9 protein-coding genes and 1 pseudogene are annotated in these 12,419 nt (G+C 60.3%); 9 read left to right on the top strand and 1 reads right to left on the bottom strand.

What is annotated here, in order from left to right:
• Window positions 1-237: 237 nt before the first annotated feature.
• The 9 genes and pseudogenes from CFII68_RS28160 to CFII68_RS18230 form a co-directional block, all read left to right on the top strand.
• Window positions 238-413: pseudogene (locus CFII68_RS28160) on the top strand (ABC transporter substrate-binding protein); the annotation flags it as partial.
• Window positions 414-773: 360 nt separating this feature from the next.
• The gene (locus CFII68_RS18195; RefSeq protein ID WP_018604499.1) at window positions 774-2,399 is read left to right on the top strand and encodes an ABC transporter substrate-binding protein; all 1,626 of its coding nucleotides are present in this window, start codon (window positions 774-776) and stop codon (window positions 2,397-2,399) included.
• A gap of 397 nt (window positions 2,400-2,796) precedes the next feature.
• The gene (locus tag CFII68_RS18200; protein WP_018604497.1) at window positions 2,797-4,398 is read left to right on the top strand and encodes an ABC transporter substrate-binding protein; all 1,602 of its coding nucleotides are present in this window, start codon (window positions 2,797-2,799) and stop codon (window positions 4,396-4,398) included.
• A 173-nt stretch (window positions 4,399-4,571) separates the two neighbouring features.
• Window positions 4,572-5,945 carry an OprD family porin gene (locus CFII68_RS18205; protein ID WP_018604496.1) on the top strand — a complete coding sequence of 458 codons (1,374 nt, stop codon included), beginning with the start codon at window positions 4,572-4,574 and terminating at the stop codon, window positions 5,943-5,945.
• Window positions 5,946-6,020: 75 nt separating this feature from the next.
• A complete protein-coding gene (locus CFII68_RS18210) occupies window positions 6,021-7,616 on the top strand; it encodes an ABC transporter substrate-binding protein (protein ID WP_018604494.1) in 1,596 nt (531 codons plus the stop codon).
• 218 nt (window positions 7,617-7,834) lie between these two features.
• On the top strand, window positions 7,835-8,845 hold the full coding sequence (locus tag CFII68_RS18215) for an ABC transporter permease subunit (protein ID WP_014336601.1): 1,011 nt from the start codon (window positions 7,835-7,837) through the stop codon (window positions 8,843-8,845).
• Window positions 8,846-8,855: 10 nt separating this feature from the next.
• The gene (locus tag CFII68_RS18220; protein WP_018604492.1) at window positions 8,856-9,767 is read left to right on the top strand and encodes an ABC transporter permease subunit; all 912 of its coding nucleotides are present in this window, start codon (window positions 8,856-8,858) and stop codon (window positions 9,765-9,767) included.
• Window positions 9,768-9,777: 10 nt separating this feature from the next.
• On the top strand, window positions 9,778-10,746 hold the full coding sequence (locus tag CFII68_RS18225) for an ABC transporter ATP-binding protein (RefSeq protein ID WP_014336599.1): 969 nt from the start codon (window positions 9,778-9,780) through the stop codon (window positions 10,744-10,746).
• Window positions 10,746-11,726 (top strand): peptide ABC transporter ATP-binding protein, encoded by a 981-nt coding sequence (locus CFII68_RS18230; RefSeq protein ID WP_018604488.1) that lies wholly within the window; start codon window positions 10,746-10,748, stop codon window positions 11,724-11,726. The genes CFII68_RS18225 and CFII68_RS18230 overlap by 1 nt, the downstream gene beginning before the upstream one ends.
• Window positions 11,727-11,904: 178 nt before the next feature.
• On the opposite strand, the gene CFII68_RS18235 is transcribed toward CFII68_RS18230, so the two are convergent.
• A complete protein-coding gene (locus CFII68_RS18235; RefSeq protein ID WP_018604486.1) occupies window positions 11,905-12,174 on the bottom strand; it encodes a hypothetical protein in 270 nt (89 codons plus the stop codon).
• Window positions 12,175-12,419 lie beyond the last annotated feature (245 nt).

Genomic DNA, 12,419 nt, shown 5'->3' with positions numbered 1-12,419 from the left:
AGTGGCCGTTACCGCAGCAATGGATATGTACCCAGCCAACAAAACCCTGACCGGCTGTCAGGCCGCCATCGCGAGCAAGCTCGCTCCCACAGTTTGATCGAAGTACAACCGGGAGAGACAGGTCGGCTATTAGGCCGCCTCGCGAGCAAGCTTTGCTCCCACAGACTTGACGGGGGTACGGCCGGGAGAGACAGCCTCGTCCCCGAAACAACAAGGCGCCACCCAGGGAAGCCGCAGGTTGCGCCGAGTACCACCCTCAACGTATGGGCAATGACGGTGCAACGCACATCCCACCCTAACGCACGAATGCCAGCACAAATGCTCCAGCAGAATTGGATCAAGACCATCGTCAGCATGAATGAAGCAAGCACATCAAGCGCGCAAAAAATGGCGAACATGCTGCAATGATTTACATCTGCCCCCCCCGATAACCGACAACTGACTGGAACGATAAACAGGGATTTCAAACTCAGCCCATGGTCCTAATACCCCTCTACGGCGCGGGTTTTAAGAGGTAACACCCGCCCATTCCCGGTGCACTACAGCCGAAAAACGCCCCCGAAAAGAGCGCTATTTGCCCCGAAAAAACACGCGCAAACGATCAAATGCGTCGAAAGTTACACAGATGCGACATTAAGGTACGTTCGTGCCACTGTTTCGGGCTTGTGGCCGCTCTGGATCTTGCATTGGGTATGGGGCCTGCATAAGTATCCGCAGGACGACTCACGAGGTCGCCCTCAAATCCAAAAATGACAACAAATCATGAGGCCAACATGCTTAAACAAGCGGTCATTCCGTTTTTAGTCGGCGCAAGCTTATTAGCCAGCGCACCTTTCGCCCAAGCCGCGACTAACCTGGTGTTCTGCTCCGAAGGGAGCCCGGCCGGTTTTGACCCTGGTCAGTACACCACCGGAACCGACTTCGACGCCTCTGCAGAGACCATGTTCAACCGCCTGACCCAGTTCGAACGTGGCGGCACCGCCGTGATTCCTGGCCTGGCGAACAAGTGGGATATTTCCGAAGACGGCCTGACCTACACCTTCCATCTGCGTGAAGGCGTCAAGTTCCACACCACCCCGTACTTCAAGCCGACCCGCGAATTCAACGCCGACGACGTGCTGTTCACCTTCAATCGCATGATCAGCAAGGATGACCCGTTCCGTAAGGCCTACCCGACCGAGTTCCCGTACTTCACCGACATGGGGATGGACACCAACATCACCAAGATCGATAAAGTCGACGACCACACTGTCAAGTTCACCCTCAAGGATGTCGACGCCGCGTTCATCCAGAACATGGCCATGAGCTTCGCCTCGATCCAGTCCGCCGAATACGCCGCCCAGTTGCTCAAGGAAGGCAAGGCCTCCGACATCAACCAGAAGCCAGTCGGCACCGGCCCGTTCGTGTTCAAGAGCTACCAGAAAGACTCCAACATCCGCTACACCGGGAACAAGGACTACTGGATACCTGACGACGTGAAGATCGACAACCTGATCTTCGCCATCACCACCGACCCGTCGGTGCGCATGCAGAAACTCAAGAAAAACGAATGCCAGATCACCCTCTTCCCACGCCCGGCCGACCTCAAGGCCCTGAAGGAAGATAAAACGCTGAAGATGCCTGACCAGGCGGGTTTCAACCTGGGCTACATCGCCTATAACGTGATGGACAAGATCAAGGGCAGCAACGAGCCGAACGTGCTGGCTGACCTGAAAGTCCGCCAGGCGCTGGACATGGCGGTCAACAAGCCGCAGATCATCGACTCGGTGTACCAGGGCGCCGGCCAGTTGGCCGTCAACGCCATGCCGCCAACCCAATGGTCCTACGACACCACCATCAAGGACGCCAAGTACGACCCTGAGAAAGCCAAGGCGCTGCTCAAGGAAGCCGGCGTCAAGGAAGGCACCAACATCACCCTGTGGGCGATGCCGGTGCAGCGTCCATACAACCCGAACGCGAAATTGATGGCCGAGATGCTGCAGTCCGACTGGAAGAAAATCGGCCTGAACGTCAACATCGTCAGCTACGAATGGGGCGAGTACATCAAGCGTTCCAAAGGCGGCGAGAACCAGGCGATGATCATCGGCTGGAGCGGTGATAACGGTGACCCGGACAACTGGCTCAACGTGCTGTTCGGCTGCGACTCGCTGGCCGGCAACAACTTCTCCAAATGGTGCGACAAGAAATTCGACGATCTGGTCAAGCAAGCCAAGCGCACCTCCGACCAGTCCAAGCGCACCGAACTGTACAAACAGGCACAACACGTCCTCAAGGACGCCGTGCCAATGACACCTATCGCTCACTCGACGGTGTATCAACCCATGCGCGCCAACGTGCAGGATTTCAAGATCAGCCCATTTGGCTTGAACTCCTTCTACGGCGTCAGCGTCAGCAAATAAGGTGACCTGTGGCGAGGGAGCTTGCTCCCGCTGGGCCGGTCCGACGCTTCGGGCGTAGCGGCTCCTTTTTAAGCGCGATGGCGGTGTACCAACAACACCATCGCGAGCAGGGCTCGCTCCCACGGCATGCCGTTGCTTTAAGCCAAGACTCAGGAAATCGCCTACATCCAAAAGCACTGCGTACCACAGCAGTTGGTTTAGGACGTATCGCCTTTTCCCACAAGTCTTTCAGGCATTACGCATTTACCCCCAGGCCCACGACTCATACCGTCGGGGCCTGGACGGCTTGCTGATCCTGCGGCATCGCTACGCAATGGAATGAGCTCAGTGCTCCGGACCTGCCCTCGGACAGACACCGGCTCACTGTTAAAACACCCCGAACGAGAGAGGGAGCGTCATGCGCCATACCTTGGTTTTATCCGCATTGCTGGGCACCGGCCTGTTGGCCGCGACATCCGCAGCCCAGGCTGCTGGCGGCAGCCTGGTGTTCTGTTCCGAAGGCAGCCCCGCTGGGTTCGACACCGCGCAATACACCACGGCCACCGACAACGATGCCGCCGAACCGCTGTACAACCGCCTGGCCGAGTTTGAAAAAGGCGCGACCAATGTCGTCCCGGGCCTGGCGACCCGTTGGGACATTTCCGAAGACGGCCTGAAGTACACCTTCCACCTGCGCGAAGGGGTGAAGTTTCATACCACCGATTACTTCACACCGACCCGGGATTTCAACGCCGACGACGTGCTGTTCACCTTCAACCGCATGCTTGACCCGCAGCATCCGTTCCGCAAGGCCTACCCCACCGAGTTCCCGTACTTCAACGGCATGAGCCTGAACAAGAACATCGCCAAGGTGGAAGCGACTGGGCCGTTGACCGTGGTCATGACCCTCAACAGCGTGGACGCCGCGTTCATCCAGAACATCGCCATGAGTTTTGCCGCGATCCTGTCGGCCGAGTACGCCGACCAGTTGCTCAAGAACGGCAAACCGAGCGACATCAACCAGAAGCCGATCGGCACCGGGCCGTTCGAGTTCAAGAGTTACCAGAAAGACTCCAACATCCGCTACGTTGCCAACCAGCAGTACTGGGCGCCGGAACGGGTCAAGCTGAACAACCTGATCTTCTCCATCAACACCGACGCCTCGGTGCGGGTGCAGAAGCTCAAGGCCAACGAATGCCAGGTCACCCTGCATCCGCGTCCGGCCGACGTACCAGCCTTGAAGAACGACCCCAAGTTGCAGTTGATCGAGAAGCCCGGTTTCAACCTGGGCTACATCGCCTATAACACCCGCCACAAGCCGTTCGACCAGGTCGACGTGCGCCGGGCGCTGGACATGGCGGTGAACAAGCAAGGCATCCTCAATGCCGTGTACCAGGGCGCGGGGCAACTGGCACAGAACGCCATGCCGCCGACCCAATGGTCCTACGACGAGACCATCAAGGACGTTCCCTACAACCCGGAAAAAGCCAAGGAGCTGCTCAAGGCCGCCGGGGTCAAGGAAGGCACCGAAATCACCCTCTGGGCCATGCCCGTACAGCGCCCTTACAACCCCAACGCCAAGCTGATGGCCGAGATGCTCCAGGCCGACTGGGCGAAGATCGGCTTGAAGGTGAAGATCGTCAGCTATGAATGGGGCGAGTACATCAAGCGCACCAAGAACGGCGAGCACGACATCAGCCTGATCGGCTGGACCGGCGACAACGGGGACCCGGACAACTGGTTGGGCACGCTGTACAGCTGCGATGCCATTGGTGGCAACAACTACTCCATGTGGTGTGACCAGGACTACGACAAGCTGATCAAGCAGGCCAAGGTCGTCACCGACCGCGACCAGCGCACCGTGCTCTACAAACAGGCCCAGCAGTTGCTCAAGCAGCAAGTGCCGATCACCCCTGTTGCCCACTCGACGGTCAACCAGCCGCTGAGTGCCAAAGTCGAAGGGTTCAAAGTCAGCCCCTTCGGTCGCAACGTGTTCTCGGGCGTCAGCCTGAACCCATAACCGTATAGCCACACAGCGAGGGTTTCCTTTGGAAGCCCTCACGCAGACGTCTTGCCTGAATTCGCCGATCAGGCGCCATGCAAACGTTTGCTAGCTGTGAATGAGTTGCAAAAACCGATAGCCGTATCACCAAAAAAGAACGGCATTAAAAAGAAAGAAAAGGAGCGTTACCCATGAAACTGAGCAGCACCGCGATACTGGCCCTGGCCATCAGCAGCATTAGCGCAACAGCGTTCGCAGAATCCCAGAGCCAGGATTTCGTTCCGACCGAACTGGCGAGCACCAGCGCCCAATCCGAAGCCAAGGGTTTCCTCGATGGCCAAAGCCTGTCAGGCACCACGCGTAACTGGTACGCCAACGAGCTGCTGAAACGGGGCAATTTCAGTTACCAGAAACACGGCGAGACACGTCCCACCGATCGTCGTATCAACTGGGTTCAGGGCACCATCCTCAATTACACCTCGGGCTTTACCCAAGGCACCGTAGGCTTCAGTACCGAAGTCGCTGCCTACAACGCCGTGGTCTTGGACCGCAGCCGCAAGGATATCGCCAACGGCGGCAACCGTACGCTGGCCGAGAACAACGGCGAGGCCGTGGACCAATGGAGCAAGCTGGGCCTGGCCAACGTCAAGGCGCGGGTTTCCAATACCACGCTGACCGCCGGTCGCCAGAACTTCAGTACCCCGATCGTCGATGTGATCGGCAACCGTGCGCTGCCTTCGAGCTTCGAAGGTGTAAGCCTGCACAGCGAAGAGTTCAGCAACCTCTCGTTCGACGCCGGCGTGTTTGACCGCGTATCTCCACGGACCGAACAGAGCCTGTCGAAATTCCGCTCCGAATACACCAACAACAATGCTGAAACCGATAAGGTCAGCGTCGTCGGCCTGAACTATCAGCCGCTCAAGAGCCTGAAGACCAGCCTGTACGCGTCCAAGGTCGAAGATTTCTGGAACCAGTACTACTTCGGCGCCACCCACGAGTTGGGCGACGCATCGGTGCTGGCGCTGACGACCGGTCTGAACTACTACAAGACCGTGGATGAAGGCAAAAAAGAGATGGGTGAAATCGACAACGATACCTACTCTCTGTCGTTGGGCCTGACCCACCAGGCTCACAGCTTGACCTTCTCTTACCAGGCCGTGAACGGTAACGAATACTTCGACTACCTGCACGAAACCAACGGCATCTACCTGGCCAACTCCCTGCTGTCGGACTTCAACGGCCCGAACGAGAAATCCTTCCAGATCGCCTACGGCATCAACATGGCCGAATATGGCGTGCCAGGCCTGAAGTTCAACGTCTACCGCGCTCGCGGCTGGGGCATCGACGGCACCCACTACACCGGCACCGCCTATGACGTGCGCGGCCTGAACGATGAAAACCACTATGAAACCGGCGTCGGCGCTTCCTACGCCGTACAAAGCGGTCCTCTGAAGGCCACGGCGATCCGTGCCACCTACACAGAACACCGCTCCAGCCGTAATCAGCTCGATGGCAGCATCAACGAGTTCCGCCTGGTCACCACCATCCCGTTCAACATTCTCTAAACTGCTACCGGGCGGTCGACTCACAAGGTCGCCCGTCCGGTCTTTTGCCAATTACCCGATTGCAGAGGATTGACGATGAACATGATTCCCCTACGCGCCGCCATCGCCGCCGCGTTGCTGAGTGTCGCCGTTGGCGCCACGGCCAAACCCCTGGTGGTTTGCACAGAAGCCAGCCCGGAAGGCTTCGACATGGTCCAATACACGACTGCAGTCACCGCCGACGCCGTGGCGGAAACCATTTTCAATCGCCTGGCCGATTTCAAGCCCGGCACCACCGAAGTGATTCCGGCCCTGGCCGAATCCTGGGACATCAGTGACGATGGCCTGACGTACACCTTCCACCTGCGCAAGGGCGTCAAGTTCCACACCACCGAATACTTCAAGCCGACCCGCGACATGAACGCCGACGACGTGGTCTGGAGCTTCCAGCGCCAGCTGGACCCGAACCACCCGTGGCACAAACTGTCGAGCGTGGGCTTCCCCTACTTTGAAAGCATGGGCTTCAAGGAACTGCTCAAGAGCGTCGAGAAAGTCGACGAACACACGGTCAAGTTCAGCCTGACCCGTCGCGAAGCGCCGTTCCTGGCTGACATCGCCATGGCCTTCTCCTCGATCTACCCGGCCGAATACGCTGACCAGTTGCTCAAGGCCGGCAAGGCCGGCGACCTCAACAGCAAGCCAGTCGGCACCGGGCCGTTCGTCTTCCAGCGCTACAACAAGGACGCCCAGGTGCGCTTCAAGGCCAACCCGGACTACTTCCGTGGCAAGCCGCCGGCCGATGCGCTGGTACTGGCCATCGCCACCGACAACAACGTGCGCATGCAGAAACTCAAGACCAACGAGTGCCAGATCGCGCTGTATCCAAAACCCGATGACATCCCCGGCATCAAGAAAGACCCGAACCTGAAGGTCGCCGAGCTGGACGCGATGACCGTCTCCTACACCGCCATGAATACCAGCCACAAATACATGAGCGACGTGCGGGTGCGCAAAGCCATCGACCTGGCGTTCGACAAGGAGGCCTACGTCAACGCGTTGTTCGGCAAGGGCAACGCCACCGCGGCGGTCAACCCGTACCCGCCGACCCTGCTGGGCTTCAACCACGACCTGAAGAACCCGACCCGCGACCTGGACAAGGCTCGCCAGCTGCTCAAGGAAGCCGGCGTGCCGGAAGGCACCGTGTTCACCCTGTTCACCCGCAACGGCGGCGGCCCGACCAACCCCAACCCGATGCTCGGCGCGCAAATGATGCAGGCGGACCTGGCCAAGGTCGGGATCAAGGTCGACATCCGCGTGATGGAATGGGGCGAAATGCTCAAGCGCGCGAAAAACGGCGAGCACGACATGGTGTCCGCCGGATGGGCGGGCGACAACGGCGACCCGGACAACTTCCTGACGCCTATGCTCAGTTGCGAGGCCGCCAAGAACGGCGAAAACTACGCGCGCTGGTGCAACGAGAAATTCCAGGCGCTGATCGACCAGGCTCGCGCCACAGTGAACCCCGAGGAGCGCATCAAGCTCTATGAACAGGCCCAGGTGATTTTCAACCAGGACCAACCCTGGATCAGCATGGCCCACACCCGCATGTTCACTGCAATGCGCAACAACGTAGAGGGCTACGTGATTAGCCCGCTCACCACCAACAACTTCGCCACCACCCAGGTGAAGTAGATAAGGGTTTGAACGGAAAGTCGCCGAGCGGCGATCAGGCAAGGCGAAAACAGGCGAGGAAGCGGAGTTTACGGGTTGTAAATGAGCATTCCGAGCCTGTTTTCAACGCAGCATGATCGTCGCGCAGGCACTTTCCGTTCAAAGCCAAGAAGACGCCCGGCAACCCTGACCCAGGGATTGCCGGGCACGCCTAACCGGCTGATGAGGTACACCTGAAGATGTTTAGTTTTATTGCCCGCCGACTGGGATTATTGATCCCCACGTTCTTCGGCATCACCTTGCTGACCTTCGCGTTGATTCGCATGATCCCCGGCGACCCCGTGGAAGTGATGATGGGCGAACGTCGGGTCGATCCCGAAATGCATGCACAGGCAATGGAACGCCTTGGCCTTAACAAACCGCTGTATGCCCAGTACCTGGACTACATCGGCAAACTGGCCCACGGCGACCTCGGCGAATCGCTGCGTACCCGTGAAAGCGTATGGACCGAGTTCAGCTCACTGTTTCCCGCGACCCTGGAACTGTCCATGGCCGCCCTGTTGTTCGCCGGTATCCTGGGCCTGCTGGCCGGGGTGATCGCGGCACTCAAGCGAGGGTCCCTGTTCGACCATGGGGTGATGGGCATCTCCCTGGCGGGGTATTCGATGCCGATCTTCTGGTGGGGCCTGATCCTGATCATGTTCTTCTCGGTGTCCCTGGGCTGGACGCCGGTGTCGGGACGGATCGACCTGCTCTACGACATCGAGCCGAAAACCGGCTTCATGCTGATCGACACCCTGCTGGCCGATGAGCCGGGCGCGTTTCTCGATGCGCTGCATCACCTGATCCTGCCGGCCATCGTGCTGGGCACCATTCCGTTGGCGGTGATCGCCCGCATGACCCGCTCTTCGATGCTCGAAGTGCTGCGCGAAGACTACATCCGCACCGCCCGCGCCAAAGGCCTGTCGCCGTCGCGCGTGGTGTTCGTGCACGGCCTGCGCAACGCGCTGATCCCGGTGCTGACCGTGGTCGGCCTGCAAGTCGGCACGCTGCTGGCCGGTGCGGTCCTGACCGAAACGATCTTCTCCTGGCCGGGCATCGGCAAGTGGCTGATCGAAGCCATCGGCGCCCGGGACTATCCCGTGGTGCAGAACGGCATCCTGTTAATCGCCTGCCTGGTGATTCTGGTCAACTTCGTCGTGGACATCCTCTACGGCTTTGCCAACCCACGCATTCGTCACCAGCGCTGAGATCAAAACCATGAGTACTCCAACTACCGCGGTAGCAGTCGATCAAAGCCTGCTGTACCCGTCCCCGTACAAAGAATTCTGGCAGGCGTTTTCCCGCAACAAGGGCGCCGTGGCCGGGCTGCTGTTCATGACCTTGATCGTGTTCTGCGCGCTCTTCGCGCCGTGGGTCGCGCCTCACGACCCGAGCGAGCAGTACCGCGAATTCCTGCTGACGCCGCCGGCGTGGCTTGAAGGCGGGCAGATCCAGTTCCTGCTGGGCACCGACGAGCTGGGCCGTGACTTGCTGTCGCGCCTGATCCAGGGTTCGCGCCTGTCGCTGCTGATCGGTTTGTCGTCGGTGGTGATGTCGTTGATTCCGGGCATCCTGCTGGGGCTGTTCGCAGGGTTTTTCCCGCGCCTGCTCGGCCCGACCATCATGCGCCTGATGGACATCATGCTCGCCCTGCCTTCGCTGCTGCTGGCCGTGGCGATCGTCGCCATCCTCGGCCCAGGCCTGATCAACACCGTGATCGCCATCGCCATCGTGTCGTTGCCGTCCTACGTGCGCCTGACCCGTGCCGCCGTGATGGGCGAACTGAACCGCGACTACGTGACCGCCGCCCGCCTGGCCGGTGCCGGCCTGCCGCGCCTGATGTTCATCACCGTGCTGCCCAACTGCATGGCACCGCTGATCGTCCAGGCAACGCTGAGCTTTTCCTCGGCGATCCTCGACGCCGCCGCCCTGGGCTTCCTCGGCCTCGGCGTGCAGCCGCCGACCCCGGAGTGGGGCACCATGCTGGCTTCGGCCCGCGACTACATCGAACGCGCCTGGTGGGTCGTGAGCCTGCCTGGCTTGACCATTTTGCTCAGCGTGCTGGCAATCAACCTGATGGGCGACGGGCTGCGCGATGCGCTGGACCCGAAACTCAAGAATGCCGCCTGAGGAGATTCCCATGTCACTGCTAGAAATCAAGAATCTCAACGTCCGCTTCGGCGACGCCACCGCCGTGCCGGTGGTCGACGGCCTCGACCTGAGCGTGGAAAAAGGCGAAGTCCTGGCCATCGTCGGCGAATCGGGCTCGGGTAAATCCGTGACCATGATGGCGCTGATGGGCCTGATCGAGCACCCCGGCATCGTCACCGCCGACGCGCTGAACTTCGACGGCAAGAACATGCTCAAGCTGAGCAACCGCCAACGCCGGCAGATCGTCGGCAAGGACCTGGCGATGGTCTTCCAGGACCCGATGACCGCGCTCAACCCCAGCTACACCGTGGGTTTCCAGATCGAAGAAGTGCTGCGCCTGCACCTGAAGATGTCCGGCAAGGCCGCCCGCAAGCGCGCCATCGAACTGCTGGAAAAAGTCGAGATCCCCGGCGCCGCCAGCCGCATGGACGCCTACCCGCATCAACTGTCCGGCGGCATGAGCCAGCGTGTGGCGATTGCCATGGCGATTGCCGGCGAGCCGAAGCTGCTGATCGCCGATGAACCGACCACCGCCTTGGACGTGACCATCCAGGCACAGATCATGGACCTGCTGCTGGCCCTGCAAAAAGAGCAGGACATGGGCCTGGTGCTGATCACCCACGACCTCGCCGTGGTGGCTGAAACCGCCCAGCGCGTGTGCGTGATGTACGCCGGCCAAGCCGTGGAAGTGGGCCAGGTGCCGCAGCTGTTCGACATTCCGGCCCACCCCTACAGCGAAGCGCTGCTGGCGGCGATTCCAGAGCACAGCATGGGCGCCGAGCGCCTGGCGACCTTGCCCGGCATCGTGCCCGGTCGCTACGACCGTCCACAAGGTTGCCTGCTGTCGCCGCGTTGCCCGTACGTGCAGGACAACTGCCGTCAACAACGCCCGGCCCTCGATCCGAAATCCAACAGCCTCGCCCGCTGCTTCTACCCGTTGAACCAGGAGGTGGCGTGATGGCCGTCGTACTTACCGCCCGTGACCTGACCCGTCATTACGAAGTGTCCCGCGGCATGTTCAAGGGCCATGCGACCGTGCGCGCCCTCAACGGTGTGTCGTTCGAACTCGAAGCCGGCAAGACCCTGGCCGTGGTCGGCGAATCCGGTTGCGGCAAATCCACCCTCGCCCGGGCCCTGACGCTGATCGAAGAGCCGTCCTCCGGCTCCCTGAAAATCGCCGGCCAGGAAGTGACCGGCGCCAACAAGGCCGAACGCAAGCAATTGCGTAAAGACGTGCAGATGGTGTTCCAGAGCCCCTACGCGTCCCTCAACCCACGGCAGAAAATCGGTGATCAACTGGCCGAGCCATTGCTGATCAACACCAGCCTGTCGGCCACCGAGCGACGGGAAAAAGTCCAGGCCATGATGAAGCAGGTGGGCCTGCGCCCCGAGCATTACCAGCGCTACCCGCACATGTTCTCCGGTGGCCAGCGCCAACGCATCGCCCTGGCCCGCGCCATGATGCTGCAACCCAAGGTGCTGGTGGCGGACGAACCGACGTCGGCGCTGGACGTGTCGATCCAGGCTCAGGTGCTGAACCTGTTCATGGACCTGCAGCAGGAATTCAACACCGCCTACGTGTTCATTTCCCACAACCTGGCGGTGGTGCAGCACGTGGCCGACGACGTGATGGTGATGTACCTCGGCCGCCCGGTGGAGATGGGCCCCAACGAGTCCATCTACAGCCGCCCGCTGCACCCGTACACCCAGGCGCTGCTGTCGGCCACCCCGACCATCCACCCGGACCCGAACAAGCCGAAGATCAAGATCGTCGGCGAACTGCCCAACCCACTCAACCCACCGTCCGGCTGCGCCTTCCACAAGCGCTGCCCGTATGCGACCGAGCGTTGCAAGACTGAAGAGCCGGCCTTGCGTTTGCTGGATAACCGGCAGGTGGCGTGTCATTACGCCGAGCGGTTCCTCGAAGGTGCGGCGTAAGGATAAAAGGCAGCAAAGCACTGAAGGCAGAAAAGCCCTTGTGGCGAGGGAGCTTGCTCCCGCTGGGCCGCGAAGCGGCCCCCAAAACAGCCTCCCCGGTGTATCAGCCTGACACATGAAAAAACCCTCCCCCGACCAGCTGTTTGATCGGGTAGGAGGGCTTTTTTTTCCAAGGGTCTTAAGTCTGGCTATCGCCCTCCTCTTCCCCCATGTCTCCACCCTCGTCGGAGGGCGCTCCGTCATCGTCCGGCTCGTCTGGACTCGATTCGCCATCATCCTGCTCGTCGGAATCCGAATCCGCTGCTGCCAGCATCAACTCACCTTGAACCACCGAGCCACTCGACGCGTGCTTCTCATGCTCATCGCATTCGGCCCACGCAGCCGTGGAGCCCAGGGACAGCATCACCAACACCTTCAGCAAAAACATCATGCGTAGAAGCTTGTTCATAGCCACTTCCTTCTTTTCCGGATAAAGCCGGGGCCTGACGGCGCTCAAGAAAATCTAGTTCTGAACAGGCCGGTTCACCAGATAGGACGCTGCCGAACCACCATAAATGCCCCCGCCCGGCAGATTGGTTTCGAATAAGCGTTATCTCCAAACCTACTAACGCCAGGACCCCATGTGGGAGCAAGGCTTGCCCGCGATGGCGCCAGTACATTCAACACCCCGCTATCGCGAGCAAGCTTTGCTCC

Source organism: Pseudomonas sp. CFII68, assembly GCF_000416195.1.
Classification (GTDB): domain Bacteria; phylum Pseudomonadota; class Gammaproteobacteria; order Pseudomonadales; family Pseudomonadaceae; genus Aquipseudomonas; species Aquipseudomonas kilonensis.
Note: the sequence above shows the minus strand (reverse complement) of the source record. Positions and strands in the feature narration are given on the sequence as shown.

What these genes read in the sequence shown, in the direction of transcription:
- CFII68_RS18225 (WP_014336599.1), top strand. Translation starts at nt 9,778, where the DNA reads ATGTCACTGCTAGAAATCAAGAATCTCAACGTCCGCTTCGGCGACGCC.
- CFII68_RS18210 (WP_018604494.1), top strand. Translation starts at nt 6,021, where the DNA reads ATGAACATGATTCCCCTACGCGCCGCCATCGCCGCCGCGTTGCTGAGT.
- CFII68_RS18215 (WP_014336601.1), top strand. Translation starts at nt 7,835, where the DNA reads ATGTTTAGTTTTATTGCCCGCCGACTGGGATTATTGATCCCCACGTTC.
- CFII68_RS18235 (WP_018604486.1), bottom strand. Translation starts at nt 12,174, where the DNA reads ATGAACAAGCTTCTACGCATGATGTTTTTGCTGAAGGTGTTGGTGATG.
- CFII68_RS18205 (WP_018604496.1), top strand. Translation starts at nt 4,572, where the DNA reads ATGAAACTGAGCAGCACCGCGATACTGGCCCTGGCCATCAGCAGCATT.
- CFII68_RS18230 (WP_018604488.1), top strand. Translation starts at nt 10,746, where the DNA reads ATGGCCGTCGTACTTACCGCCCGTGACCTGACCCGTCATTACGAAGTG.
- CFII68_RS18220 (WP_018604492.1), top strand. Translation starts at nt 8,856, where the DNA reads ATGAGTACTCCAACTACCGCGGTAGCAGTCGATCAAAGCCTGCTGTAC.
- CFII68_RS18200 (WP_018604497.1), top strand. Translation starts at nt 2,797, where the DNA reads ATGCGCCATACCTTGGTTTTATCCGCATTGCTGGGCACCGGCCTGTTG.
- CFII68_RS18195 (WP_018604499.1), top strand. Translation starts at nt 774, where the DNA reads ATGCTTAAACAAGCGGTCATTCCGTTTTTAGTCGGCGCAAGCTTATTA.